Here is a 26,226-nt window from a genome sequence, read left to right on the forward strand (position 1 = left end):
AGTACATTAACAAGAGGGATTAATTTTAAAAGGAGGATGGGGAATTGCTAGATAAGGCAGGGGCTTTAATAGATAATCATGTGTACACAGAAGAGGAGCAACAAAAACTATACAAACGAACGTTAATAATCGTCAGCATTTCACAAATGTTTGGCGGTGCAGGACTAGCTGCTGGTATTACAGTGGGAGCACTTCTTGCGCAGCAAATGCTTGGAACAGATGCATTTGCAGGATTACCGACTGCTATGTTTACATTGGGATCAGCATTAGCAGCTTTCATAGTAGGGAAGCTTTCGCAACGATATGGACGCCGGATAGGTCTTGCAACAGGGTTTATAGTAGGCGGATTTGGAGCAATTGGTGTTGTAATGGCAGCTTTAACGAATAGCATTATTCTTTTACTTATTTCTTTACTCATATATGGTGCCGGTACAGCCACGAATCTACAAGCTCGTTATGCAGGTACAGATTTAGCAGATAAGAAGCAGAGAGCAACGGCTGTTAGTATTACGATGGTAATGACGACTTTCGGTGCAGTTGCAGGACCAAATTTAGTAGGAGTAATGGGTAGTTTTGCTCATTCAATTGGAGTTCCTAAACTTGCAGGTCCGTTCATACTATCGGCAGCAGCATTTATGCTGGCGGGGCTAGTTCTTTTTGTTATGCTTCGTCCAGATCCGTTAATTATTGCTAACATAATAGAAAGATATAAACAGGAACATACATATAAAGGGCAACCAATAACAGAAGAAGCGAAAGAAAATAAACGAGGTATTACAGTTGGAGCAATCGTAATGATACTTACGCAAATCGTGATGGTTGCGATTATGACGATGACGCCAGTTCATATGGGACACCACGGTCACGGTTTAAGTGCAGTAGGACTTGTGATAGGTTTTCATGTAGGTGCAATGTATCTTCCATCTCTCGTTACAGGAATGTTAATTGATAAAATTGGCCGAACTACAATGAGCATAGCTGGTGGAGTGATTTTACTTGCAGCGGGTGTCATAGCTGCGATAGCGCCAAGTGATTCTTTATTATTATTAATCGTTGCTCTTTCTTTACTTGGGCTAGGATGGAACCTCGGATTGATTAGTGGTACAGCACAAATCGTTGATTCCACAACACCGTCTACACGTGCTAAAACACAAGGGAAAATAGATGTTTTTATTGCGCTAGCTGGAGCTTCTGGTGGAGCGATGTCAGGTATGGTAGTAGCGAATTCAAGTTATGCGGCATTGTCATTGGCTGGAGGCGTGTTAGCGTTGTTACTTATTCCTGTTGTGATATGGTCTCGAAAAGGGGTAAGAAATTAAATGAAGAAGAGGTTCTAGTTACTGACTAGAGCCTCTTTTTATACACTTAAATTAAATTCCATTCTACAATAAGTCCTAAATGCGTAAGTCCGCCACCGAATCCGTATAGTAAAAGTGTGTCTCCATTCATTCGTAAGTTAGCGCTGTGGGGTATGAACCAGTCTATATCATCTACTTGCATATTTGCGGTATGTATTAAATCTTTTATGCCTTTTGGCACTGTACGTGTTGCCCATTTATATACTTCTCTTCCATTTTGAACGATTTTTTCATTTGTTTGCAGTGGTGTGCCATTCATAGTAGTAGATAAGTTTGTTCTATATAGATGAATGCCGCCATCACCGTTTGTTCCCATGTGAGCAGCGATAAAGCTTGGGGTGTCTTCATCTCTTTCTAATAAAATAGCTCCAGCACCATCACCGAATAAAATACAGGTCGTTCTATCGCTATAATCAGTAACTTTAGATAATGTTTCTGTCGCTACGACAAGTACTTTTTCATGTGATCCAGAAGTGATTAAGCTATTACCGACGTGTAGTCCATATGTAAAACCAGCACAAGTTGCATTTAAATCAAAAGCTAGTGTATGAGGTATGTTGAAGTATTGTTGTATTTGGCAAGCAACACTAGGGAAAACGTAATCAGCAGTAGTAGTAGCGACAATGATACAGTCGACATCTTCTAAGTTTTTCTTATATGTTGTACATAAATTTTTAATTGCTTTAATGGCTAAGTTTGAGGAGTATTCTTCTTCGCTAGCGATTCTTCTTTCCCTCATTCCTGTTCTTTGTACAATCCATTCATCATTCGTATGGACCATCTTTTCTAAATCGTTATTAGACAATATTTGATCTGGAACATAAGTACCAATTGCAGTAATACGAGATTTAGAATGCATAGAAACATCTCCTAACTTTTATTTTTATAACCTGATACTAATATCAGGTTATAAAAATGTCAATAAAGATTTTTGTTGTATTAAAACGATAATACTTAACTTACTATGAAGGAATTTGGCGAGTGTTGTAAAAATAATATACGAGAAGTTTCTAAAATTGATAATTGCTTTTGTTATTTTTGTTGTGAGAAAAACTCGCAAAAAATGACGATTAAAGTAAAAACATAACGATTTTCTTTAGTGTGATATAGGTTGTTAAACCTTGTGAAAGCGAATTACTTATGCTACACTTTATGTAACTTAAAATGAACGGAGGGGCTTCCTTTGATCTTAATCAGATTACGTCTCAATACTTTGTGCCAATAATTGAATAGCGCTCAAAGGCTCTGTCTGTGTACAGAGTGAACGGGATTGGTCTGCCTATTTTAAAGGAACCCTTTATTAAACTTATATGTGAAAAAGAGGGAGGGACGAATACGCCCTCTTTTTGTTTTGCCTTTATAAATAGAATGGGATTGTATAGGTGAACGCTTATTGTGGATACGTATACGATCTTGGGACTTTTTGACTATAAAATAGGATGAAAGCATAGCTTTCTTCTATTTCTTTGGTGAACCCTTATCCGTTTACGAAAACACAGGCAGCGACCTGTGTTTTTTATTTTACGTAATCGAAATGGAGGAATAAATATATGGAAGAAGTATTACAAAGAGCAGTTTTAGTTGGAGTAAATGTAGGTAATGAAGATGATTTTGCGTATTCGATGGAAGAGTTAACAAATCTTGCGGAAGCTTGTGATGTAGAGGTAATTGGGCAAGTAACGCAAAATTTACAACGAGTAAATCCGTCGCATTATATCGGAAAAGGAAAGATTGAAGAAGTAGCAGCGTATATATGCGAAATAGATGCGAATATGGTCATCTTTAATGATGAATTATCTCCTTCACAAATTCGAAATTTAGAAGAGGATTTAGATTGTAAGGTAATTGATCGTACCATTTTAATTTTAGATATTTTTGCGCAACGTGCGAAAACGAAAGAAGCACAGCTACAAGTAGAAGTAGCACATCTTCAGTACATGATGCCTCGTTTAATCGGTCTTCGTGAATCGTTAGGAAGACAGAGCGGCGGCGTTGGTACGAAAAATAAAGGTGTCGGTGAGAAAAAGTTAGAGTTAGATCGTCGTAAAATTGAAGAACAAATTTCAGTTTTAAATAAAGATTTAGAAGCGCTCGTTGCCCAGCGTCAAACACAGCGAAAGCAACGTAAGAAAAATGAAATACCTGTTGTAGCATTAGTAGGTTATACGAATGCAGGAAAGTCAACGACGATGAATGCAATGCTTGAAATTTATAATGGTACAGAAGAAAAGCAAGTATTTGAAAAAGATATGTTATTTGCGACGTTAGAAACATCTGTACGAAATATTGATTTGCCAGATAATAAATCATTTTTATTAACAGATACAGTTGGATTTGTAAGTAAATTACCACATCATCTTGTGAAGGCGTTCCGTTCAACGTTAGAAGAAGTAGCGGAAGCAGATTTACTTATTCACGTCGTAGATTACGCAAATCCAAATTATGAACAATTAATTGATATTACAAATGAAACGTTAAAGAAAATTGGAGTAGAAAATATTCCAACGATCTATGCTTATAACAAATCAGATATGGTGGATGTTGAAATTCCGAAAGTACAAGAAGACCGTGTTTATTTATCTGCGAAGAAACATGTTGGAATTGAAGAGCTTGTAGAAATGATTCGTTCCCATATTTATAAAGAATATACGAAATGTGAAATGTTAATTCCGTATGATCAAGGACAGGTAGTTTCGTATTTCAATAATCATGCGCACGTTTTATCAACGAGTTATGAAAATGAAGGTACGAAACTAGAAGTGGAATGTAAGACGAGCGATTACGAGAAGTATAAGCGTTTTGCAATTTAATGTAAGAGGCAACCCAGTTTGTGATTGGGTTGCCTTTTTCTATAATGTTTTACGGCTGAAAGTTACAAGGATGCAAGTCAATGATGGGAGTTAAGTTATATTTCTGGAAAAAGAAATGAAAGCAGTATAGAATAGAAATGTTTCAAAAGTCAGAATTTATTAAACCTACTGTAATAAATATATTTTTTGTACAGAAAGGAGCGATTCACATATGCAGGCAGTTTCGCAAAAAAACACAGTAGAAACACCGACAATATATCGAATATTATTTGCGATTAGCTTTGGACATTTTTTAAATGATTCGATGCAAGCAGTTGTACCGGCGTTGTTTCCTATTTTGGAAAAAACGATGAATTTATCGTATATGCAAGTAGGGTGGATTGCGTTTGCGTTAAATATGACGTCATCGATTATGCAACCGGTGTTTGGTATGTATTCAGATAAGAAGCCGTCACCATTTTTATTACCACTCGGCATGTTTTCAAGTATGCTTGGAATGATTGGACTCGCGTTTGCACCAAACTTTATTATTGTTATTATTTCTGTTTTATTTATTGGTTTAGGTTCCGCAGTCTTTCATCCAGAAGGCGCTCGTGTTGCGTATATGGCGGCAGGTGCAAAACGAGGGTTAGCGCAAGCGATTTATCAAGTTGGGGGAAACACGGGGAATTCTTTAGCTCCTATCTTTACAGCGCTAATTTTCGTTCCACTCGGTCAAATTGGTTCATTAGGTTTTACAGCATTTGCAGCAGTAGGAATTGCATTATTAATTTTCGTATCGAATTGGTACAAAAATGAATTAGCAACCGGCGCTGTAAGAAGGAAGAAGAGAGCTGCGCTTGAGGCGGAAAATGCAATTGTAAGTACACATATTAAATTCGTAATTATACTTCTTGTTTTTCTTACTTTTGTGCGCTCTTGGTACGGTGCAGGTATCGGGAATTTCTATCAATTTTACTTAATTGAGCATTATGGTTTATCTATAAAAAATGCCCAGTATTTCGTATTCGCATTTATGATTGCTGGTGTGTTAGGCACTTTCTTCGGAGGACCGTTAGCAGATCGATTTGGTAAGAAAAACATCATCGTATTTTCAATGTTAGGTTCAGCGCCACTTGCACTGTTATTACCACATGTCTCACTTGTGTGGGTCGTACCTTTATTTTTATGTATCGGTTTTATTAGTTCAAGTAGTTTTAGTGTAATTGTTGTATATGCACAAGAGCTTGTACCTGGAAAAGTGGGAATGGTGTCAGGATTAATCGTAGGTCTTGCGTTTGGACTTGGAGCATTAGGTGCAGTAGTTCTTGGGAAATTAGCAGATATATATAGCCTGCAATTTATTATGCTATTATGTAGTTGTCTACCATTAATTGGACTCACTTCATGGTTACTGCCAAGTGATAAGAAAACGATAGAATAGGGGATGCGCTATGAAATTATGTGAAAACGTAACAGAATTAATAGGCGATACACCTGTCGTCCGATTATCTAAATTTATTCCGGAAGACGCAGCAGATGTGTATGTGAAACTAGAAATGTTTAATCCATCGCGCAGTGTGAAAGACCGTGCTGCTTATAATTTACTTCACGTTGCAGAAGAAAATGGTCTCATTAAACCAGGGGATACAATTATTGAACCGACAAGTGGGAATACAGGAATTGGTTTAGCGATGAACGCAGCAGCTAAAGGGTATAAAGCGATTTTAATTATGCCAGACAATATGTCAAAAGAGCGTATTAATTTATTGAAAGCATACGGGGCAGAAGTAGTTTTAACACCAGCAGAACAAAGAATGCCAGGAGCAATTGCGAAGGCGTTAGAACTGCAAAAACAAATACCGAATAGTTTTATCCCGCAACAATTTGAAAATCCAGCTAATCCGAATATTCACCGTTATACGACTGCACTTGAAATTTACGAACAAATGGATGGAGAGCTTGATGCTTTTGTTGCAACGGCAGGAACAGGTGGAACGATTACAGGGACTGGTGAAACGTTAAAAGAGAAATTACCAAACTTATATATTGCAGTAGTGGAACCGAAAGGATCTCCCGTTTTATCAGGTGGTGTACCAGGTCCTCATAAACTAGTAGGAACAAGCCCAGGATTTATTCCGAAAAACTTAAGTACAGAAGTGTATAACGAAATTATTCAAATTGCAGACGAAGAGGCTTTAACGACAATGAGAAATTTAGCTAGACAAGAAGGATTATTAGTTGGGCCATCTTCTGGAGCATCTGTTTACGCTGCGATTATGATAGCGAAACGTCTAGGCGTTGGTAAAAAAGTTTTATGTATTGCGCCTGATACAGGTGAACGTTATTTGAGCATGGGGTTATTTGAATAAAAAAGGATAGAAACACCTTAATAGTGAATAGCTGCTATTAAGGTGTTTGGTTTATGGAATGAAGAGGGGGAGAAGAACAATGAAACTATTAAAACCAATCCATGAATATAGTGAGCATATTACGGCGTATAGACAGGCATTTTTACAATCAGGGGAACAACCACATGGAAGTAGTTCTTTACAAAACTTTGATTCTCTTGATGAATGGTTTGAAAAAGTGAGTAAACAAGAACTAGGAGAAAATATACTAGCTAATCGAGTGCCATCTAGCCAGTTTTTAAGTTTTGAAAAAAGGGAACTTATAGGTTTTGTGAATATTAGACATAGATTAAATCCAGAATTATTACGGGAAAGCGGTCATATTGGATATAGTGTCCATCCAAATAAACGTCGCCACGGTTACGCTACGAAACAACTAAAGCTTGCATTAGCTGAAGCACAAAAATTAGGATTACAGAAAGTGTTAATAACTTGCGATAAATCCAATATCGGTTCTGCTAAAACGATTCAAAAGGTTGGCGGTGTGTTAGAAAATGAAGTAGTTTCTTCTCGTACTGGTGAAGTTATTTAGCGCTATTGGATAGAAATATGATGTAGTAGGAATTTGAAAAGGTAATGCAAGCTGTAAAATCGAAATAGATAAATGAAATATAAGGGATTACTGCAATTTTAGGGGGAAATGAAATGGGATTAAAAGAGAAAGCGATAGAGATGTCAGAGATTTATAGGAAAGATCCGAAAGTGGAAGCTATTATTTTAGCGGGTTCAGTAGCTAGAAAACTTGAAGATGAACATTCAGATATAGAATTACATATTTTATGGTCAACACCGCCGGAAGATGAGGATCGTAGGGCCCCTATTTATCATATTGATGGGAAAATATTATCGTATCATCCGTATGAGGAAGAAGAATGGTCGGAAACGTATTTAACGAAAGAGGGAATTAAATTAGAGATTAGTAACTTTTTAACAGAGACAGTAGAGAAAGTGATTTCGGATGTGGTGGATCAATATGATATAAGTTATGAAAAACAATGTATTGTATCATCTGTTCATGATGGTGTTAGTTTGTATGGAGAAGGGAAAGTGAATGAATTAAAAGATAGAGTAGCGGCATATCCAGATGAACTAGCAAAACGGATGATTTCAGAAAATCTATGGTTAAGTAATCGTTGGCACAATCGAAAGGCGCTTTTAAAACGGAAAGATTGGCTTATGCTTTATGACGTTATTTGTGAAGTACAAAGGAATGTATTTGGTGTTTTATTTGGTTTGAATAAAATGTACGTGCATCATCCAGCGTTTAAATGGATGCCTAATAATGTGGAACGAATGACTATTAAACCTGAAAAATTATATAAACGTATGGCAGATATATTAATAGGGAGTCCAGAAAATAGTGTGCAGGAGTTAGAGTTGCTAATAGAAGAAGTATTGCAACAAGTTCATACATACGCGCCAGGAGTAAATGTGGATGAGCAAGAAAAATCTATTTTTTATTTTGTGAAATAGAAAATAGTAATAAGGGGGAAGTTATGGGGTTTTTTAATAGGTTTTTTAAAAAAGTTGAAAAAGTGAATGAGCAAGAGGCCACTCTTCATGAATTAAGTGAAGAATTGTATGTTGAATCACCGGTAGAGGAAGCGACTAGTTACTGGGTATCAATGGCACAAAATATAATTATTAATGCTGTAAAAGCAGCTGACAATGATGTGGAACGTGCCTTCGTATTATTGAATTTGAAGAAAGGTGAGGCTTCATTTGATATTTTTTATCAAATAAACGGACAATTGTATTTCTGGGATCAGCTAGAAAATGAGACGATAAAAAATAGAATTCAGAACGAGTTGTTACCGCAAGCTCCAGAAGTTTCAAATGCAGTAAATGAGCAATTTCGTGAAGCTGATCACCCTATAATTTCGTTCGCACAATTGCAGTTTGAATGGGAAACGAAAGCCTGGTTCTCACATATAATTTGGGAAGATAACCTTGCTGCTCAATTGCCAAAAACTCAAATTTTAAATGAATGGTTTCGTGTAATTAAAGAAGAAACGAAAAATAGACCACTGGATAGTGATGCGGAATTTTCTTGGTATCCATCAAACTCTTAAAAACTAATACAGATAGAGATAGGTTATGTTTCTAGATGATTTTTCTTCTGGAATAAGTATCAATAATACGTAATTCTTTTTCTATTGCCTGTTAGAATTCGTTATGTACTAATCTACTTGTTTTCTAAACTAAAACTTATATTTCGAATTTTTAAATAGATTGTAATACATAAAAATTCAAAATATAAGTTGACACTATTTTTAATGTGTGATAAAAATGATAGTAATCAATTCGGAAAATAATATTTGGGCAATGAAAGGGTATAGTAGTGAATATCTCCCTATTTCAGAGAGCTGATGGTTGGTGTGAATCAGTATATAGATTATTCATGAAGTTCGTCCTGGAGCATCTTTCATAAATCTCGCATTATGAGGAAATGAAAGACGGTAGTTTATACCGTTATCAAATAAAGTGGTGAAGATTTTTTCACAACTAGGGTGGTACCGCGATATTTATCGTCCCTACGTATTTACGTAGGGACGTTTTTTATTTAGGTCCTAACTTTGGTGTGGCTTCATAACTAGGGTGGTACCGCGATATTTTATCGTCCCTACGTTTTTGCGTAGGGGCGTTTTTATTTAGGTGGTTTCTTAGTGTTCTTCACAACTAGGGTGGTACCGCGATATTTTTGTCGTCCCTACGTATTTACGTAGGGGCGTTTTTTTATTATTAGGGAGGAAGTGAACGTATTAGAAAAGAGTATTGATAGAACAATATAAATACCGAATTGTAACAAAAAAGAAGAGATAGAGAGGAGATTAATAAATGAATTCACAGCAATGGACATCGAAATTAGGTTTCGTATTAGCTGCAGCAGGTTCGGCAATTGGTCTTGGGGCGATTTGGAAATTCCCATATATGGCCGGCATTGGAGGAGGCGGAGCATTCTTCCTAATTTTCATCGGTTTCACATTATTAATTGGTTTACCGCTATTATTAGCTGAATTTGTTATTGGAAGAAGTACACAAAAAGAGGCTGTTGATGCATATAGAGAGATTGCTCCTAAAACGTTATGGCCTTGGTTAGGTAAATTAGGAATTGTAACATGTTTCATATTACTTTCTTTCTACAGTGTTGTAGGAGGCTGGATTTTATTATATTTATGGAATGCAATTACAGGTAGACTATGGGAAGGAAATGGAGCATACGAAGCTACGTTTGGTGAAATCATTTCCAATCCATATTTAGCAGTTGGATCACAGCTATTATTCATCCTTATTACTATTTTTATCGTAAGTAAAGGTGTACAAAATGGTGTTGAAAAAGTAAATAAATATTTCATGCCAGCACTATTTGTTTTATTCTTTGTATTAATAGTTCGTGCACTTACGTTAGATGGTGCCGGAGAAGGCGTTCGTTTCTTCTTACAACCTGATTTCTCACATGTAACATCAGAAGTTATTTTATACGCAATGGGGCAATCGTTCTTCTCGTTATCTGTCGGGGTAGCCGTTATGGTAACGTATAGCTCGTATTTACCGAAAGAAGAAAGCTTACCACGTTCAGCATTTTCTATCGTAGCATTAACTCTTGTTATTACATTACTTGCAGGACTTGCAATTTTCCCAGTTGTGTTCGCATTCGGAATGGAACCATCTCAAGGACCGGGACTATTATTTATCGTATTGCCAGCTATTTTCAGTAAAATGGCATTTGGAAAATTATTCTTCATCGTTTTCTTATTACTATTCTTCTTCGCTACGATTACATCAGCAATTTCGATGTTAGAAATTAGTGTTGCGTCGTTAACATCAAAAGGTAAAGGGAAACGTGAAAAAATGGCCTTAATCGTAGGGTTATTAATCTTCGTTGTTGGGGTACCATCAGCATTATCATTCGGTATATTAAGTGATCTGAAGATTTTCGGAAAGACAGTCTTTGATTTAGCGGACTATGCAGTAAGTAACGTATTAATGCCACTAGGTGTATTATTAGTTTCTATCTTTGTTCCTTTGAAAATGAAGAAAGATGTATTAATGAAAGAGCTAGGTGTAAGTAAAAATAAAGGTTATAAACTATTCGTATTATGGTTATTCTTACTTCGGTATATCGCACCAATTGCGATTATTATCGTATTCTTAAATGTACTTGGCATTATATAAAAAGAAAGGTAGCGTATCATACAAAGATACGCTACCTTTTTATTTTGCTCTTTTTTGCAATTCATTTACTGTTACGAACTGATAGCCCTTCTTAGATAAAGAATCTAAAATACCTTCAATCGTTTGTAAATTTTCATTAGACTCATCATACATAGAATGCAATAAAATGATAGAACCTGGTTTTACATTTTTATTAACATATTCAATTTTATCAGCCGTAGATTTATAAAAAGTATCGGGCTCAAGATCCCATATAATCGTTTCGATATTATTTTTATTTAAATAATAGGGTAGTCCAATTAATTTTTTTCCGTTAGGAGGCCTAAAATCAATTTCGTCTGTAAATCCTGTTTGGCGGATTAATGAATTCGTTTTTTCTATTTCACCTTTAATGAAAGAAGGTGTTTTGAAAACCATTCTATTATGAGAATATGTATGGTTTCCAAGTTGGTGCCCAGATTGCGCGATAGCTTCTCCTAACGATAAATTTTTCTCTAATTCATTTCCAATTAAAAAGAAAGTAGCTTTAGCGTTGTATTTATCTAGTAGCGGTAATATTTGTTTTACATTGTTAGTAGGGCCATCATCAAAAGTTAAAGCAATCACTTTTTCATTTGTTTCTACGCGTTGTGTTAAATCTCCAAATAATTGAAAGCTTCTTGCGTTCATCAATTTGTATGTTCCAAATAATGCCGTGATAATAAAGAATAGTGTAACGGTTGTAATGATAATTTTTTTCCTCATAATGTAACCTCACAATGATTTTTGATTCAATTAAAAAGTATTATATCAAATTAAGTAATTTCACGCTTTAAAAAGGATGTGGATGCAAGGGGAAGGGATTTATCATATAATAAAATGCAAAAGGTATATTAGGAGGTGTTTAAATGGCGATTACAATTCAATTGCCAGACACTGCAACGTCTCATGCAAAGCCAAGTATGAAAATGGCGATACTTTGCGTGAGGTAGACAAGTAATATACAATCGCCTAAATGAGCTCGTATCATTTTTTATATTTGGCTTTGCACCTTATTGAAATGAACCATAAAAAATAAGGGGCGAGCAGAAATGAAATACGTTAAAGCCGCGACGGTTTTACCAGAAAGTTTAATTACTGAAATTCAAAAGTATATACAAGGTGAAACAATTTATATTCCGAAACAAGAAACGAAACATTATAAATGGGGTACACGATCTGGCGGAAGAAAACAACTAGATGAAAGAAATAAAGCGATTAAAGAAGCGTTTAAAAGTGGGATTGCTATTCATCAACTTGCAGAAGAATATTTTCTTTCTGGGGAAACGATTAAAAAGATTGTATATTCTAAATGAGCATAAAAGAGTCTAGTTCAAATATTATTTTGAACTAGACTCTTTTTGCTTTGTATGTATTGGATATATAGGGTGTGAATGGGCATGATAATAGAAAAAATGAATCGCAATAGTATTGTATAGAAATGTGAATAGGAATAAAAACTTTATATTTCATATTACAGAAAGGTGAACATATATGAATCATCTTGGACAAATAACGATAGAACTTTTTGTTGGTTTTTTTGTTTTATTAATTGCTACTAAAATATTAGGGAAAACACAAATATCACAGCTAACCCCTTTTGATTTTATTTCTGCGATTGTAATCGGAGAACTAGTTGGAAACACTGTATATGATCCTGAGGTGAGAGTATGGTCTATTTTATACGCTGTTTTTGTATGGGTAATATTAATTTACGCAATAGAAGCAATAACACAAAAATTTAGAAGGACAAGAAAGTTCTTTGAAGGATACCCTTCTATTATCATTCGTAATGGGCATATTGATAGAGAACAATTAAAATCAAATCATTTGGATATTAACCAATTACAACAAATGTTAAGACAACAAAAAGATATATTTTCAATCCGAGAAGTTGAATATATGATATTGGAACCTAATGGAAACATAAGCGTTCTGAAAAAAAGTAAATACGAATCTCCTACTATAAATGATTTAAGTTTAAAACATAAGCCTGTATACTTACCAATTTCATTAATTAGTGATGGGAAAGTAGTTAAGGATAATTTGAGGGAAGCAGGATTTGATGAAGGGTGGCTTTATAAACAAATAAAGCAAAAAGGAATTACTAAATTTGAAGACGTATTATATGCGGAATGGAAAGCAGATGATGGCTTCTTTTGTCAGGAAATGCAGCGGTAGAGAATAAGTGATATATGTAATGTTTGTTTCTAAGTTATCTTTTACATATCAAAAAACGTAATCATTGTATACAATAAAACTAGATCAACAATTTGTATGGAGTGATAAAGATGGAAGTGTTTATTAGAAGTGATCAATATAATTTTATAAAATCACAAGCTTATATTTTAGCAAACGGGCATGCAACCGCAAATGATAGAGGTGTAATTCAAGCGTTAAAATCGCTTGCGATTGAAAAGATAATACATGTATTTGAGAATTTAACGGATGAACAGAAAGAGTTAATTGATACGGTATTAACAGTTCAAAATAGAGAAGATGCAGAATCATTTTTAATGAAAATAAATCCGTATGTAATTCCGTTTCAAGAAGTTACAGCACAAACATTAAAAAAATTGTTTCCTAAAGCGAAAAAGTTAAAACTTCCTGATATGGAAGAAATAGATATGAAAGAAATATCTTATTTAAGCTGGATTGATAAGGGATCAAGCAGGAAATTTATTATAGCGAAAAATGATAAAAATAAGTTTGTTGGTCTGCAAGGAACGTTCCAAAGTTTAAATAAAAAAAGCATTTGTTCGTTATGTCATGGACATGAAGAAGTTGGGATGTTTTTAGTTGAAATTAAAGGCGATGTACCAGGAACTTTCGTAAAAAAAGGAAACTATATTTGCAAAGATGGTGTAGCTTGTAATCAGAACATGAAATCACTTGATAAATTACAGGATTTTATTGAGCGATTAAAGAAATAAAATGGAAGACCTCTAGTACTTAAACTGGAGGTTTTTATTTTTTGAAGAAGTAGATTAAAAATTTAACTGTACTATGATTATTAGAGGATAATTAGTTCAATAGATAAACGGAAATCAAAAACGAAACCTTATAACCGTATCTCCCAATCAGTTTTAGAACGATTATTTGAAAAACTGAATCACTTACGTCACAACTTCAATGAAACAAAAACCTATATGTTATTATTTTCCGTAACACTAACGTCATATTATAAGATAAGATTTTCGAACATTTAATAGGGAGGCGTTTCTATTGAAAATCAGTGAGCTGTCTAAAAAGACAGGTGCAAGTATCCGATCCATAAGGCATTATGAGAAAAAAAATCTAATTACCGCTGTACGCCTTGAAAATGGTTATCGCGAGTTCGATGAATCCGCCATCAAACGTATTCGAATTATTCAACTTTATTTAGGTATGGGGCTGACAACGGGACAAATTGAGGAAATATTGAAATGCGAGGATAATGGTCCGGAAGACTATGAATTTTGTGAAGAAATGCTGGAAACTTATCAAGTGAAGCTGGATCAAATTAACAGACAAATCAGTGTATTGGACGTTGTAAAGCATCGGTTGGAAAAACAAATCATGCAAATGACGGATAAAAGAAGAATGAGAAATGGAAATTCTCTTAGTTGAAACAACGAAATAATTGAAGATCCCAGTCCGCGATTATGGCGGAATCCGGGATCTTTACAGAAGACTATGATGTTATGCAGACGGTTTCTTTAGCAGTTCGGTCAAGCGAGAGAATCCGTCGGTTCCGTAGCCCTCGTTGATGGCCTGCTGGGTTACGGCCATTGCAGCACTCAGAACGCTGACGTCGAGGCCGTGGTGCTGAGCAGCATGGATGATGTGCTCCATTCCTGCCGAGGCCGAGATGATATTGGACTTGTCACCAGGGTAGTGACCCGAGTCTACTTCATTTGCTAAATAAGCCATGATGTCGGGCAAGATGCCTATGATACCCTGGGCATAAACAGCGAACTCCTTTGCCGGAATATTCTCGGCAGTGGCAAGGGCGAGAGCGTGAGCGTAACCGCTCATGGATGTCCAAAAGAGATCGAGCAGGGCCACATCATATGCCGCTGCCCGGCCAGGGTCCGCCCCAAGATAAGAAGTAGTGCCACCCAAGCTTGCCAAGGTCGGTTGGTGGGCCTTAAAGATGGATTCTGGTCCACTATACAGGACGGAAGCCGCAGGCGTCCCGATGGTTGGAGTAGGGGTCATAATCGCCCCATCGAGGTAATCGACTCCGTGTTGGGCAGCCCATGTGGCCATTTCACGGGCACGTTTGGGCGAGTCGGCAGTGAGGTTCACCAGTGTCCGTCCCTTCAGGGCATCTCCCGCAGGGGCAAGGACTTCACGGACGATATTGTAGTCCAGAACACAAATGATCACCAGGGGACTTGCAGAGACCGCGGCGATAACTGAATTCGAAAGAATCGCCCCCTGAGAAACAAGATAATCGGCTTTTTCGGCAGTTCGGTTCCATAATGTCGTAGGGTGGCCGTTCATCAGGAATGTACCAGCCAGCGCCTGGCCCATCGGACCCAAGCCAATAACTGTAACAGGTGAACGGTTCGGGTTCTCCATCATAGATACATCTGTATCTGATACTTGACTGATATTTTGTTCTTTCTCACTTTGGTCATTTTTCTTCAATGAAAATGCCTCCTTTCAGATGTTCAAACTTAATTCTAAAGTATGACACCAGTGTCACAGTCAACAAAAATATTTTGGTTATAATATTTCAACAAACCAGTTATAAGTAATCTATTATTCCATTAAAGGGCGAGATTGCGGAAAAAGTAGTGAAAAGTGATACATATTATCGATGACTAATATGTATCACTCTTTATTATTTATGACTTTTTACGATTTAGGTCTTGATAATGAAATAAAGTTTGATAAAAGATATACTTTGAAATAGTTGCTTATTTTGAAGGAGGTAAATATGAATTACATTTCACCGGAAGAAGAAATGTTAAAAGCGAAACGGTGGTCTAAAGATACGATAGCAGCGAGCGGGTCGTGGTCATACCGTTGCTCTTAAATTAGATTGGTAGTGGGTAAATAATAAACTTGGTCAATGTGATGTAAGCAGCTGGAAAGATATTATGGCAATAGCAGCTGGTACGAATCATACAATCGGACTTAAATCAGACGGTACCGTGGTGGCAGTCGGGTGGAATGAGTATGGTCAATGTAATGTAAGCGATTGGCGTAATATTGTAGCGATAGCGGCTGGTTGTGCGCATACGGTCGGTCTAAAATTAGATGGCACCGTGGTAGCAGTAGGTGATAATACATACGGTCAATGCGATGTAGGTAGTTGGCGCAACATCCGATTGCCTGGCAAATAGTTAATGTACAACAAATCATTAGTAATATTATTCTATTTTAGGAGTAATTATGGAATAGAACATGTACATAAGAATCCCTTTTCAAAAGGGGGGGTATTCTTTTCTGTAAAATGAAGGTCTAAATGGGATTTTCAAATAAATTTTATTTCAAAGCTACAGCAAAAGAGATAAATAAGACATAGGAGAGCTGAAGAAATACTTAAAAAGTTTTTGCTTTCTTTACCGGATGTTTTACTTGTATGCATTGTTATCTACATAACATACACAACTACTCTTAGTTTTGTACAGATGTTAATAATTTCAATTGCAATCGGAATCATTTGTGGTCTTGTTATAAGGATTGGTAAGGATGTATTTATGTATATAAGGTGGACAATGAAACAGAGGAAATCTTGAATACGTTGTATTGCTATTAGGAGGAGATGAAATGACTAAGAAAAAGAGTAGAGTGAAAAATGAAGTAGCGCTTTGGGCATTAACAGCGGTTGTTCTCATCATTGTATGGTACTTTTATCAAAAATAAAAACGCATCGTACTAAAAAAGCACGATGCGTTTTTATTATTTTTTTTGCCAATTTTCTTTTATAAAGTCTTCACGGCCAGATTCTTTTTGCTCAGTAGCATATTTCTCTGGGTTCTTTTTATAGAAATGTTGATGGTATTCTTCAGCCTCATAAAAAGGTGCAGACGGGCGAATTGCAGTTACGATTGGATCTTTAAACATACCGCTTTCTGCAAGAGATTGTTTTGATTTTTCAGCAAGCTCTTTTTGTGTTTCAGTATGATAAAAAATAGCAGTGCGATAAGATGGACCACGGTCAAAGAATTGTCCGCCATCATCAGTTGGATCGATTTGTGGCCAATATAAGTCTAGTAATTTCTGATAAGGAAAAATAGAAGGATCGAATGTAATTTGAACAACTTCTAAATGTCCAGATGTTCCAGCTTTTACTTGTTCATATGTTGGATTTTCTACATGACCTCCTGCATAGCCAGAAAGTACTTTATGAATACCAGGAAGTTCATCAAATGGTTTTACCATGCACCAAAAGCAACCGCCTGCGAAGGTTGCGAGTTCGTATGTTTTTTCGGACATTGCTGTAATCCTCCTAAATGTATATGTTTTATATAGTATTATATAAATTGTTTTATTGCGCAATAAAAAAGATTTGAAAATATATGTTTTTTATAAACAAGATCCTCCGCTCACATCAATTAATTGTCCAGTAACCCAGCGGCTGTCTGGAGAAGCAAGAAATGCAGCAGTATCGGCAATGTCTTCTACTTCACCTAAGCGATTGAAAGCGGAAATAGTAGTAGCGTACTGCTTCATCATTGGGTCGCTCAAGAGTTCTGCATTCATATCTGTTTTAATAAATCCTGGAAGTATTGCATTCACCGTTATTCCTCGTGCTCCAAGCTGTTTTGCTAGTGTAAAAGTCAGTGTATTAATAGCGCCTTTCGTCATACTATATGCAACATAATCAGGTAAAGAAATGCGGGTGGCAGCGGATGAAATACTAATAATTCGGCTATTGTCACGTAAACGTGGTAGTGCTAGTTGAATGATAAAGAATGGAGCTTTTGCATTTACTGAAACCATTCTATCAAAAAATTGTTCAGTCATTTCTTCAATAAAAGCACCAGGACCAATGCCAGCATTGTTTATTAAAATATCAAATTGTGTTTCACCAGTGCACTTTTGTAATTCAGTATCTAAAGCGTTATAAAGGTTTTCTACACCGTGTAAGGATTCTAGATTTGCGCCGATAGAAAAAGCTTGGCCACCATCTGATCGAATTTCATGAACAGTTTCTTCAGCGTCATCTTTTCGATTACCGTAATGAACAGCAACCAATGCACCGTCATTTGCTAAACGTTTAGCGATCGCTCGTCCAATTCCTCGGCTTGCTCCTGTAACTAACGCTACTTTCCCTTTTAACATAGTTTCCTCATCTCCTCATAAACTTTATAAGTTTTTCTTTATGTAGTAGTAATGCAAACATACTTAAGTAATATATGAGTGTATGTAAGTAATGCATTCCAATTTTGATTTGAGAAAAAATAAATAGAATGAATTTTGATTTTTTCGAAAAAATATGTTGACAACGAAAAGAACAACGTCCTATAATACGTGTAACAAATAAAAGTTAATTAAGAATTTTCTAACTTTATATGTTGTATATGCAAAGAAGAGGAAAGTAGATGATTATGATCGTTTCAGAGAGCTACTCCAAGGCTGTGAGGGTAGTAACAATCGAATCATTGAAGATCACCTCGGAGCATCGCTTGCGAAAGGGAAACTGAGTAGAGGGCGGCGGCATCGTCTCCGGTAAAAGGACGGAGGTCTGATTGGACCTACAAAGCTTATATTTCGTGAGAAGTATAAGGAAGCTGAGTGGTAACGCGAAACTCTCGCCTCAGCAATCAAAGCTACTAAATTGTAGTAGTTGATTGCTGAGGCGAGAGTTTTTATTTTTTAAAATAGAAGAAGAGAATGCGTAGAAGAGGAGAGTAAATGATAAAGATTGTTTCAGAGAGCTGCCCCGAGGCTGTGAGGGTGGTAACGATTCACTCATTGAAAATCACCTTGGAGCACTACTTTTGAAAACTAGTAAAAAGTAGCGGGGTTGTTCCCGATAGAAAAACAAAAGTCTAATTGGACTTGCAGAGCTTATATTTCGTGAGAAGTATAAGGAAGCTGAGTGGTACCACGATTCCCTCGTCTCAGCAATGGATCGCTACAAGTATGTATGTAATCGATTGTTGAGACGAGTATATTTTTAAGGTTTATATACTGAATATTCTGTTAAAAATACTCATCTCAGCAATCGATGTAGAAATAGGTTGCAAAAATAGAGAAAAAAGAGGAGCGATGTGAGATGGGAAACCAGTACATTTACATGAATGGGGAATTTGTAGAAAAAGAAAAGGCAGTTGTTTCAGTTTATGATCACGGTTTTTTATACGGAGACGGTGTATTTGAAGGGATTCGTAGTTACGGAGGAAATGTATTTTGTTTAAAAGAACATGTGAAACGATTATATGAATCAGCGAAATCTATTTTACTAACAATTCCAATGACGGTAGAAGAAATGGAAGAAGCGGTTTTACATACACTCCAAAAAAATGAATATGCTGATGCTTACATTCGCTTAATTGTCTCAAGAGGAAAAGGTGACTTAGGGCTCGATCCGAGAAGTTGTGTGAAGCCGAGCGTAATTATTATTGCAGAACAATTAAATTTATTCCCACAAGAATTTTATGATAATGGGTTAAGTGTTGTATCTGTTGCATCAAGACGTAATACGCCAGACGCGTTAGATCCACGTATTAAGTCAATGAATTATTTAAATAACGTACTTGTAAAAATTGAAGCGGCACAAGCAGGAGTGTTAGAGGCTCTTATGTTAAATCAACAAGGATATGTTTGTGAAGGTTCTGGCGATAATGTTTTCGTTGTGAAAGATGGAAAAGTATTAACCCCGCCATCCTATTTAGGAGCATTAGAAGGTATTACGAGAAATAGTGTTATCGAGCTATGTGAACGACTGAGTATTCCGTGTGAGGAAAGACCATTCACTCGCCATGATGTATATGTAGCGGATGAAGTATTTTTAACAGGAACAGCAGCGGAGTTAATTCCAGTTGTAAAAGTTGATTCGAGAGAAATTGGAGATGGGAAACCAGGAAATGTAACGAAACAATTGACTGAAGAATTTAAAAAATTAACGAGAGAAAGAGGAGTACGTGTTCCCGGGCTGACGGAAAGCTTAGCATAAATAAGGAGAGGAGTTAATTGAAATGAAGCAGCAGTATACAGCGTATGAGAAGTTACAGTATGAAGAAATGACAGGCGCTGGGCACGTGATTCAATGTTTAAAGAAATTAGGTGTAACGACCATTTTCGGCTATCCAGGCGGAGCGATTTTACCAGTATACGATGCGTTATACGAAAGTGGTTTGAAACATGTTTTAACTCGTCATGAACAAGCTGCCATTCATGCGGCTGAAGGATATGCGAGAGCTTCTGGAAAAGTCGGGGTAGTCTTTGCTACATCTGGTCCAGGGGCGACAAATTTAGTTACGGGCTTAGCAGACGCTTATATGGATTCGATTCCTTTAGTTGTCATTACCGGCCAAGTTGCAACGCCTTTAATTGGTAAAGATGGATTTCAAGAAGCGGATGTTGTCGGAATTACAGTACCTGTTACGAAGCATAATTACCAAGTTCGTGATGTAAATCATGTATCACAAGTTGTGCAAGAAGCTTTTTACATCGCCAAAAGCGGACGACCGGGACCAGTATTAATCGATATTCCAAAAGATGTTCAAAATGCAAAAGTCACCAGTTTCTTTAATGAAGAAGTTGATATTCCGGGGTACAAACCAGAACTTGTACCAGACAGCATGAAACTTAGAGAGGTAGCTAAAGCAATTTCAAAATCAAAGCGTCCACTTCTTTATATTGGAGGAGGTGTCATTCATTCAGGTGGATCCGATGAACTCTTCGGATTCGCAGGGGAGAACCGTATTCCAGTCGTTTCAACTTTAATGGGACTTGGTGCATATCCACCGGGGGATCCATTGTTTCTAGGGATGCTTGGTATGCATGGGACATACGCTGCTAATATGGCGGTAACAGAATGTGATTTACTACTTGCATTAGGTGTTCGCTTCGATGATCGTGTAACAGGAAAATTAGAACTTTTTTCTCCACACTCGAAAAAAGTACATATTGATATTGATCCTTCTGAGTTTCATAAAAATGTAACTGTAGAGCATCCGATTGTTGGTGATGTGAAAAAAGCGTTACACATGTTGTTACATATGTCTATTTATACACAAACAGACGAATGGCTTCAGAAAGTAAAGACATGGAAAGAAGAATATCCACTTTCTTATAAGCAAAAAGAATCTGAGTTAAAACCACAGCATGTGATCAACTTAGTAAGTGAATTAACGAATGGTGAAGCGATTGTCACAACAGAAGTAGGACAGCATCAAATGTGGGCTGCTCACTTCTATAAAGCAAGAAAACCTCGGACGTTCCTTACTTCTGGAGGATTAGGTACGATGGGGTTTGGGTTTCCAGCAGCAATTGGTGCTCAGTTAGCTAAAAAAGAAGAACTTGTCATTTGTATTGCAGGTGACGCTTCTTTTCAAATGAACATTCAAGAACTACAAACAATTGCTGAAAATAACATCCCTGTAAAAGTATTTATTATAAATAACAAATTTTTAGGGATGGTAAGGCAATGGCAAGAAATGTTTTATGAAAATCGTTTATCAGAATCAAAAATTGGATCGCCAGATTTTGTGAAAGTAGCAGAAGCTTATGGAGTGAAGGGATTAAGAGCAACAAATTCAACCGAGGCGAAACAAGTGATGTTAGAAGCTTTTGCTTATGAAGGTCCTGTCGTAGTTGATTTTTGTGTAGAAGAAGGTGAAAACGTATTTCCGATGGTTCCGCCAAACAAAGGGAATAACGAAATGATTATGAAGAGGTGGGAAGAATGAGTCATACTTTTTCACTCGTTATTCATAACGAGCCAAGTGTCTTATTACGTATAAGTGGGGTTTTTGCTCGGCGTGGTTATTATATTTCTTCTTTACACTTAAATGAAAGAGATACTAGTGGTGTTTCTGAAATGAAACTCACAGCAGTTTGTACTGAAAATGAAGCGACATTACTTGTTAGTCAGTTGAAAAAATTAATTGATGTTCTGCAAGTAAATAAATTATAAGGAGTGTATGGAATATGAAAACGTATTATGAGAAAGATGCAAATGTAGAGTTATTACAAGGGAAAACTGTTGCAGTAGTTGGCTATGGATCACAAGGTCATGCGCAAGCACAAAATTTACGTGATTCTGGTGTAGAAGTTGTAGTTGGTGTTCGTCCTGGTAAGTCGTATGAAGTAGCGAAAGCGGATGGGTTTGAAGTAATGTCTGTTTCAGAAGCGGTTCGAACCGCACAAGTTGTACAAATGTTATTGCCAGATGAACAGCAAGCTCATGTGTATAAAGCAGAGGTAGAAGAGAATCTTCGTGAAGGACAAATGTTACTTTTCTCACATGGATTTAACATTCACTTCGGACAAATTAATCCGCCAAGTTATGTAGATGTAGCGATGGTTGCGCCAAAAAGTCCAGGTCATCTCGTTCGCCGTGTATTTCAAGAAGGAAATGGTGTTCCGGCATTAGTCGCAGTACATCAGGATGCAACGGGAACAGCATTACATGTAGCACTTGCGTATGCAAAAGGTGTAGGGTGTACACGTGCGGGTGTAATTGAAACGACATTCCAAGAAGAAACTGAAACGGATTTATTCGGTGAGCAAGCTGTACTTTGCGGCGGGGTAACTGCACTTGTGAAGGCCGGGTTCGAAACGTTAACGGAAGGTGGATATCGTCCTGAAATTGCATACTTTGAATGTTTGCATGAATTAAAGCTAATTGTTGACTTAATGTACGAAGGTGGATTAACGACTATGCGCCATTCTATTTCAGATACGGCAGAGTTTGGAGATTATGTAACAGGATCGAGAATTGTTACAGATGAAACGAAGAAAGAAATGAAGCGTGTTTTGACAGAAATTCAGCAAGGTGAATTTGCGAAGAAATGGATTTTAGAAAATCAAGCAGGGCGTCCGACGTATAACGCAATGAAAAAAGCAGAACAAAATCATCAATTAGAAAAAGTGGGAGCAGAGCTTCGTGAAATGATGAGCTGGATTCATGCACCGAAAGAATTAGTAAGGAAATAGAGTAAGAGAGTATAAATGAAAAATATGTAAGAGGGGATTTGACAAGATGAGAAGTGATATGATTAAAAAAGGTTTTGATAAAGCGCCGCACCGTAGTTTATTAAAAGCAACTGGTTTGAAAGATGAAGATTTTGATAAACCTTTCATAGCGATTTGTAATTCTTTTATTGAAATTATTCCAGGGCATAAGCACTTGAACGAGTTTGGGAAACTTGTAAAAGAGGCAGTTCGCGCGGCAGGTATGGTACCATTCGAATTCAATACAATTGGAGTTGACGATGGTATTGCGATGGGACATATCGGTATGCGTTATTCTCTTCCGAGTCGTGAAATTATTGCAGATTCAGTAGAAACGGTTGTAAATGCACACTGGTTTGACGGCATGATTTGTATCCCAAACTGTGACAAAATTACACCTGGTATGATGATGGCTGCACTACGTATTAACATTCCGACTGTGTTTGTTTCAGGCGGCCCGATGGCAGCAGGAAAAACATCTAAAGGAGAAGTTGTTGATTTAAGTTCCGTTTTTGAAGGAGTAGGAGCTTATCAATCTGGGAAAATTTCAGAAGAAGAATTAAAAGATATTGAAGATCATGGCTGTCCATCTTGTGGCTCTTGTTCGGGTATGTTTACCGCGAACTCTATGAATTGTTTATGTGAAGTGTTAGGTTTAGCTCTTCCTGGTAACGGGAGTATTTTAGCAATTGATCCAAGACGTGAAGAGTTAATTAAACAAGCAGCAGAGAAATTGAAAATTTTAATTGAAAGAGATATTAAGCCGCGTGATATTGTAACAGAAGAAGCGATTGACGATGCTTTTGCACTTGATATGGCGATGGGTGGATCAACGAATACAGTATTACATACGCTAGCACTCGCACAAGAGGCAGGACTAGATTATGATATGAATCGTATTGATGCAGTTTCAAGACGTGTACCTCATTTATGTAAAGTAAGTCCAGCCTCAAATTGGCATATGGAAGATATTGATCGTGCGGGCGGGATTAGTGCAATTTTGAAAGAGATGAGCCGGAAAGAAGGAGTACTTCATCTTGATCGAATAACTGCTACTGGGCAAACATTAAGAGAAAATATTGCTGAGGCAGAGATTAAAGATAAGGAAGTTATTCACTCTCTTGAAAACCCTCATAGTGAGGAAGGAGGATTGCGTATATTAAAAGGAAACCTTGCGAAAGATGGAGCTGTTATTAAAAGCGGTGCAACAGAGGTAAAGCGTTTTGAAGGACCTTGCGTTATTTTTAATTCACAAGATGAGGCACTTGCTGGCATTATGCTTGGGAAAGTGAAAAAAGGAGATGTAGTTGTCATTCGTTATGAAGGACCAAGAGGTGGCCCTGGTATGCCAGAAATGTTAGCACCAACGTCAGCGATTGCTGGTATGGGATTAGGTGCAGATGTTGCGCTATTAACGGATGGTCGTTTCTCGGGTGCTTCACGTGGTATTTCAGTAGGGCATATTTCACCAGAAGCAGCTGCGGGCGGAACGATTGCGCTTCTTGAACAAGGGGATATCGTTTGTATCGATGTTGAGGAAAGATTGTTAGAAGTAAGAGTGAGTGATGAAGAATTAAATAAGCGTAAAAAAGAGTGGAAAAGACCAGAACCGAAAGTGAAAACTGGCTGGCTTGGACGTTATGCACAAATGGTAACATCGGCGAATACAGGTGCAGTTCTAAAAATCCCGGATTTTGATTGAGCCAATTTAAAAAAGATAAGGATGATATATAATGGTGCAGAAGGTAAAGGAGAGAGTGAAAATTGAAGAGATCTTAATGGCACATAATTGCATGAAAGATATCATTATTAAAACACCGTTACAACGTGATACAGTTTTATCTGAGAAATATGATTGTGACGTTTATGTAAAACGAGAAGACTTACAATTGATTCGCTCTTTCAAAATTCGTGGTGCGTACAATTTAATTCAAAGTTTATCGGAAGAACAATTACAAAACGGCGTTGTTTGTGCAAGTGCTGGTAATCATGCACAAGGAGTTGCTTATACGTGCAATTTATTGAAGATTCCGTCAAAGATATTTATGCCGACAACGACACCTAAACAAAAAGTATCGCAAGTACAGTTTTTTGGTGGCGATTTTGCGGAAATTGTATTAGTTGGTGATACATTTGATAGTTCGTTCCAAGAAGCACAGCGCTATTGTGAAGAAAATAGGATGACGTTCGTTCATCCATTTGATGATCCGTATGTAGTTGCTGGTCAAGGAACAGTGGCAGTTGAAATTATGCATGATATGGAGAAACCAGTGGATTATATCTTTACAGCAATTGGTGGTGGTGGATTAGCATCAGGTGTTGGTACATATGTAAAAGGTGTTAGTCCTGCTACAAAAGTCATTGGTGTAGAGCCGATGGGAGCTGCCTCTATGAAAGAGGCCTTTCTTCAAAATGAAAATGTCGCATTAGAGAAAATAGATAGTTTTGTTGATGGGGCAGCTGTTAAAAAGGTCGGAAAGTTAACATTTGAAACTTGTAAAGATGTAATTGATGACATTGTTTTAGTACCAGAGGGAAAAGTTTGTACGACGATTTTAGAACTGTATAAGAAAAATGCAATTGTAGCTGAACCGGCTGGTGCCCTATCTATTGCAGCGCTTGATTTATATAGAGATGAAATAAAAGGTAAAACAGTTGTATGTACGCTAAGTGGTGGAAATAACGATATTGATAGAATGCAAGAAATAAAAGAACGTTCGCTCATTTACGAAGGATTAAAACATTACTTCATCATTGAATTCCCGCAGCGTTCAGGTGCGCTAAGAGAATTTCTTGATAAAGGATTAGGACCAGAAGATGATATTACGCGCTTTGAATACATTAAGAAACATAATAAAGAAAATGGTCCAGCGTTAGTCGGCGTAGAGTTGAAACATAAAGAGGATTATGAGCAATTAATTACTCGTTTTAAAGAAAATAACATTCAATTTATGGAGCTTAATAAAAACCCTGTTTTGTTTGATTTACTTATTTAATAGAAGGAAAGAGTTAGCATCCAAATAAAAAAAGATAGATACAAGCAAGGGAAATGCTGCTTGTTCTATCTTTTTTATAGTTAAACTAATTATTTTCCATATTCAAGAAGGATAAAGCTAGTTAACCAAAAGAGTATCGCAATACGAATGATTACATACATAGTAAATTCAAAGGTAGTAAGTTTTCGCTCGCGTTTTATTTTTTTTAGAAGTCTAACAGAGAAAAATGAACATAAAAGTAGAACGGCTATAGATATTTTATAAATGTTTTCTAACAAACTTACATTTTCTAATAAGTTTTTCAGCATGTTCATCACCTATTCTGTAAAGTATGTTACAGAAAAATAGATCTTGC

The 26,226-nt window shown here is 36.7% G+C and carries 25 protein-coding genes, 1 pseudogene and 2 other annotated features; of the genes and pseudogenes, 20 read left to right on the forward strand and 6 right to left on the reverse strand.

What is annotated here, in order from left to right:
- The first annotated feature begins 44 nt into the window (after positions 1 to 44).
- Positions 45 to 1,319: an MFS transporter gene (locus tag BAQ53_RS08585; protein ID WP_000884519.1), complete on the forward strand. Its 1,275-nt coding sequence runs from the start codon at positions 45 to 47 to the stop codon at positions 1,317 to 1,319.
- 46 nt (positions 1,320 to 1,365) lie between these two features.
- Here BAQ53_RS08585 and BAQ53_RS08590 read toward each other — a convergent pair whose 3' ends face one another.
- Positions 1,366 to 2,217 carry a ketoacyl-ACP synthase III gene (locus BAQ53_RS08590; RefSeq protein ID WP_208906722.1) on the reverse strand — a complete coding sequence of 284 codons (852 nt, stop codon included), beginning with the start codon at positions 2,215 to 2,217 and terminating at the stop codon, positions 1,366 to 1,368.
- 691 nt (positions 2,218 to 2,908) lie between these two features.
- On the opposite strand from BAQ53_RS08590, the gene hflX reads away from it, so the two are divergent.
- The 7 genes from hflX (at position 2,909) to BAQ53_RS08625 (ending at position 10,734) form a co-directional block, all read left to right on the forward strand.
- Positions 2,909 to 4,168 carry a GTPase HflX gene (gene hflX, locus BAQ53_RS08595; RefSeq protein WP_151522474.1) on the forward strand — a complete coding sequence of 420 codons (1,260 nt, stop codon included), beginning with the start codon at positions 2,909 to 2,911 and terminating at the stop codon, positions 4,166 to 4,168.
- A gap of 211 nt (positions 4,169 to 4,379) precedes the next feature.
- Positions 4,380 to 5,591 (forward strand): MFS transporter, encoded by a 1,212-nt coding sequence (locus BAQ53_RS08600; protein ID WP_001149412.1) that lies wholly within the window; start codon positions 4,380 to 4,382, stop codon positions 5,589 to 5,591.
- Positions 5,592 to 5,601: 10 nt separating this feature from the next.
- The gene (gene cysK, locus BAQ53_RS08605; RefSeq protein ID WP_208906723.1) at positions 5,602 to 6,519 is read left to right on the forward strand and encodes a cysteine synthase A; all 918 of its coding nucleotides are present in this window, start codon (positions 5,602 to 5,604) and stop codon (positions 6,517 to 6,519) included.
- 79 nt (positions 6,520 to 6,598) lie between these two features.
- On the forward strand, positions 6,599 to 7,090 hold the full coding sequence (locus BAQ53_RS08610; protein ID WP_208906724.1) for a GNAT family N-acetyltransferase: 492 nt from the start codon (positions 6,599 to 6,601) through the stop codon (positions 7,088 to 7,090).
- A 113-nt stretch (positions 7,091 to 7,203) separates the two neighbouring features.
- Entirely contained in the window at positions 7,204 to 8,031 is an 828-nt protein-coding gene (locus BAQ53_RS08615; RefSeq protein ID WP_208906725.1) for a DUF4037 domain-containing protein, read from the forward strand.
- Between the two features lie 23 nt (positions 8,032 to 8,054).
- Positions 8,055 to 8,630: a hypothetical protein gene (locus BAQ53_RS08620; RefSeq protein WP_000505538.1), complete on the forward strand. Its 576-nt coding sequence runs from the start codon at positions 8,055 to 8,057 to the stop codon at positions 8,628 to 8,630.
- 244 nt (positions 8,631 to 8,874) lie between these two features.
- Positions 8,875 to 9,097: a binding site (T-box leader), on the forward strand.
- Positions 9,098 to 9,396: 299 nt separating this feature from the next.
- Complete coding sequence (locus BAQ53_RS08625) at positions 9,397 to 10,734, forward strand: sodium-dependent transporter (protein ID WP_001088187.1); 1,338 nt, start codon at positions 9,397 to 9,399, stop codon at positions 10,732 to 10,734.
- Between the two features lie 39 nt (positions 10,735 to 10,773).
- Here the strand turns inward: BAQ53_RS08625 and BAQ53_RS08630 are convergent, their stop codons facing one another.
- Positions 10,774 to 11,478 (reverse strand): polysaccharide deacetylase family protein, encoded by a 705-nt coding sequence (locus BAQ53_RS08630; RefSeq protein ID WP_001227583.1) that lies wholly within the window; start codon positions 11,476 to 11,478, stop codon positions 10,774 to 10,776.
- Positions 11,479 to 11,804: 326 nt separating this feature from the next.
- Here BAQ53_RS08630 and BAQ53_RS08635 point away from each other — a divergent pair, with 326 nt between their 5' ends.
- The 4 genes from BAQ53_RS08635 (at position 11,805) to BAQ53_RS08650 (ending at position 14,361) form a co-directional block, all read left to right on the forward strand.
- Positions 11,805 to 12,068 carry a CD3324 family protein gene (locus tag BAQ53_RS08635; protein WP_000878308.1) on the forward strand — a complete coding sequence of 88 codons (264 nt, stop codon included), beginning with the start codon at positions 11,805 to 11,807 and terminating at the stop codon, positions 12,066 to 12,068.
- 178 nt (positions 12,069 to 12,246) lie between these two features.
- Positions 12,247 to 12,933 (forward strand): DUF421 domain-containing protein, encoded by a 687-nt coding sequence (locus BAQ53_RS08640; protein WP_001015963.1) that lies wholly within the window; start codon positions 12,247 to 12,249, stop codon positions 12,931 to 12,933.
- Between the two features lie 110 nt (positions 12,934 to 13,043).
- Positions 13,044 to 13,685, forward strand: a complete 642-nt coding sequence (locus tag BAQ53_RS08645; RefSeq protein ID WP_208906726.1) for a FusB/FusC family EF-G-binding protein — start codon at positions 13,044 to 13,046, stop codon at positions 13,683 to 13,685.
- 292 nt (positions 13,686 to 13,977) lie between these two features.
- A complete protein-coding gene (locus tag BAQ53_RS08650; RefSeq protein ID WP_208906727.1) occupies positions 13,978 to 14,361 on the forward strand; it encodes a MerR family transcriptional regulator in 384 nt (127 codons plus the stop codon).
- 72 nt (positions 14,362 to 14,433) lie between these two features.
- Here BAQ53_RS08650 and BAQ53_RS08655 read toward each other — a convergent pair whose 3' ends face one another.
- Positions 14,434 to 15,318 carry an NAD(P)-dependent oxidoreductase gene (locus tag BAQ53_RS08655; protein ID WP_050552471.1) on the reverse strand — a complete coding sequence of 295 codons (885 nt, stop codon included), beginning with the start codon at positions 15,316 to 15,318 and terminating at the stop codon, positions 14,434 to 14,436.
- 479 nt (positions 15,319 to 15,797) lie between these two features.
- On the opposite strand from BAQ53_RS08655, the pseudogene BAQ53_RS08660 reads away from it, so the two are divergent.
- Both BAQ53_RS08660 and BAQ53_RS08665 read left to right on the forward strand, forming a co-directional pair.
- A pseudogene (locus BAQ53_RS08660) lies at positions 15,798 to 16,088 on the forward strand (chromosome condensation regulator); the annotation flags it as partial.
- A gap of 195 nt (positions 16,089 to 16,283) precedes the next feature.
- Positions 16,284 to 16,484, forward strand: a complete 201-nt coding sequence (locus tag BAQ53_RS08665) for a hypothetical protein (protein WP_033672568.1) — start codon at positions 16,284 to 16,286, stop codon at positions 16,482 to 16,484.
- Positions 16,485 to 16,647: 163 nt separating this feature from the next.
- Here the strand turns inward: BAQ53_RS08665 and msrA are convergent, their stop codons facing one another.
- Together msrA and BAQ53_RS08675 are read right to left on the reverse strand one after the other, a co-directional pair.
- Positions 16,648 to 17,184 (reverse strand): peptide-methionine (S)-S-oxide reductase MsrA, encoded by a 537-nt coding sequence (msrA, locus tag BAQ53_RS08670; protein ID WP_001291891.1) that lies wholly within the window; start codon positions 17,182 to 17,184, stop codon positions 16,648 to 16,650.
- A gap of 90 nt (positions 17,185 to 17,274) precedes the next feature.
- Entirely contained in the window at positions 17,275 to 18,033 is a 759-nt protein-coding gene (locus BAQ53_RS08675; RefSeq protein WP_208906728.1) for an SDR family oxidoreductase, read from the reverse strand.
- Positions 18,034 to 18,581: 548 nt separating this feature from the next.
- Positions 18,582 to 18,821 (forward strand) — a binding site (T-box leader).
- Between the two features lie 149 nt (positions 18,822 to 18,970).
- Between BAQ53_RS08675 and ilvE the strand changes: the two genes are divergently transcribed.
- Genes ilvE through ilvA form a run of 6 tightly spaced genes read left to right on the forward strand, consistent with a single transcriptional unit; the run spans position 18,971 to position 25,871 of the window.
- A complete protein-coding gene (gene ilvE / locus BAQ53_RS08680; RefSeq protein WP_046945413.1) occupies positions 18,971 to 19,870 on the forward strand; it encodes a branched-chain-amino-acid transaminase in 900 nt (299 codons plus the stop codon).
- A 22-nt stretch (positions 19,871 to 19,892) separates the two neighbouring features.
- The gene (gene ilvB, locus BAQ53_RS08685; protein ID WP_208906729.1) at positions 19,893 to 21,608 is read left to right on the forward strand and encodes an acetolactate synthase large subunit; all 1,716 of its coding nucleotides are present in this window, start codon (positions 19,893 to 19,895) and stop codon (positions 21,606 to 21,608) included.
- Positions 21,605 to 21,835 (forward strand): ACT domain-containing protein, encoded by a 231-nt coding sequence (locus BAQ53_RS08690; protein WP_002163928.1) that lies wholly within the window; start codon positions 21,605 to 21,607, stop codon positions 21,833 to 21,835. Before ilvB ends, BAQ53_RS08690 begins: the two co-directional genes overlap by 4 nt.
- Positions 21,836 to 21,849: 14 nt before the next feature.
- The gene (ilvC, locus tag BAQ53_RS08695) at positions 21,850 to 22,857 is read left to right on the forward strand and encodes a ketol-acid reductoisomerase (RefSeq protein WP_000861144.1); all 1,008 of its coding nucleotides are present in this window, start codon (positions 21,850 to 21,852) and stop codon (positions 22,855 to 22,857) included.
- A 46-nt stretch (positions 22,858 to 22,903) separates the two neighbouring features.
- A complete protein-coding gene (gene ilvD, locus BAQ53_RS08700; RefSeq protein WP_001255812.1) occupies positions 22,904 to 24,577 on the forward strand; it encodes a dihydroxy-acid dehydratase in 1,674 nt (557 codons plus the stop codon).
- Positions 24,578 to 24,608: 31 nt separating this feature from the next.
- On the forward strand, positions 24,609 to 25,871 hold the full coding sequence (ilvA, locus tag BAQ53_RS08705) for a threonine ammonia-lyase IlvA (protein ID WP_000250358.1): 1,263 nt from the start codon (positions 24,609 to 24,611) through the stop codon (positions 25,869 to 25,871).
- 89 nt (positions 25,872 to 25,960) lie between these two features.
- Here the strand turns inward: ilvA and BAQ53_RS08710 are convergent, their stop codons facing one another.
- The gene (locus BAQ53_RS08710; protein WP_000916801.1) at positions 25,961 to 26,179 is read right to left on the reverse strand and encodes a hypothetical protein; all 219 of its coding nucleotides are present in this window, start codon (positions 26,177 to 26,179) and stop codon (positions 25,961 to 25,963) included.
- Between the last annotated feature and the right edge of the window lie 47 nt (positions 26,180 to 26,226).

This window comes from Bacillus sp. B25(2016b) (assembly GCF_001679765.1).
GTDB classification, from domain to species: domain Bacteria; phylum Bacillota; class Bacilli; order Bacillales; family Bacillaceae_G; genus Bacillus_A; species Bacillus_A thuringiensis_K.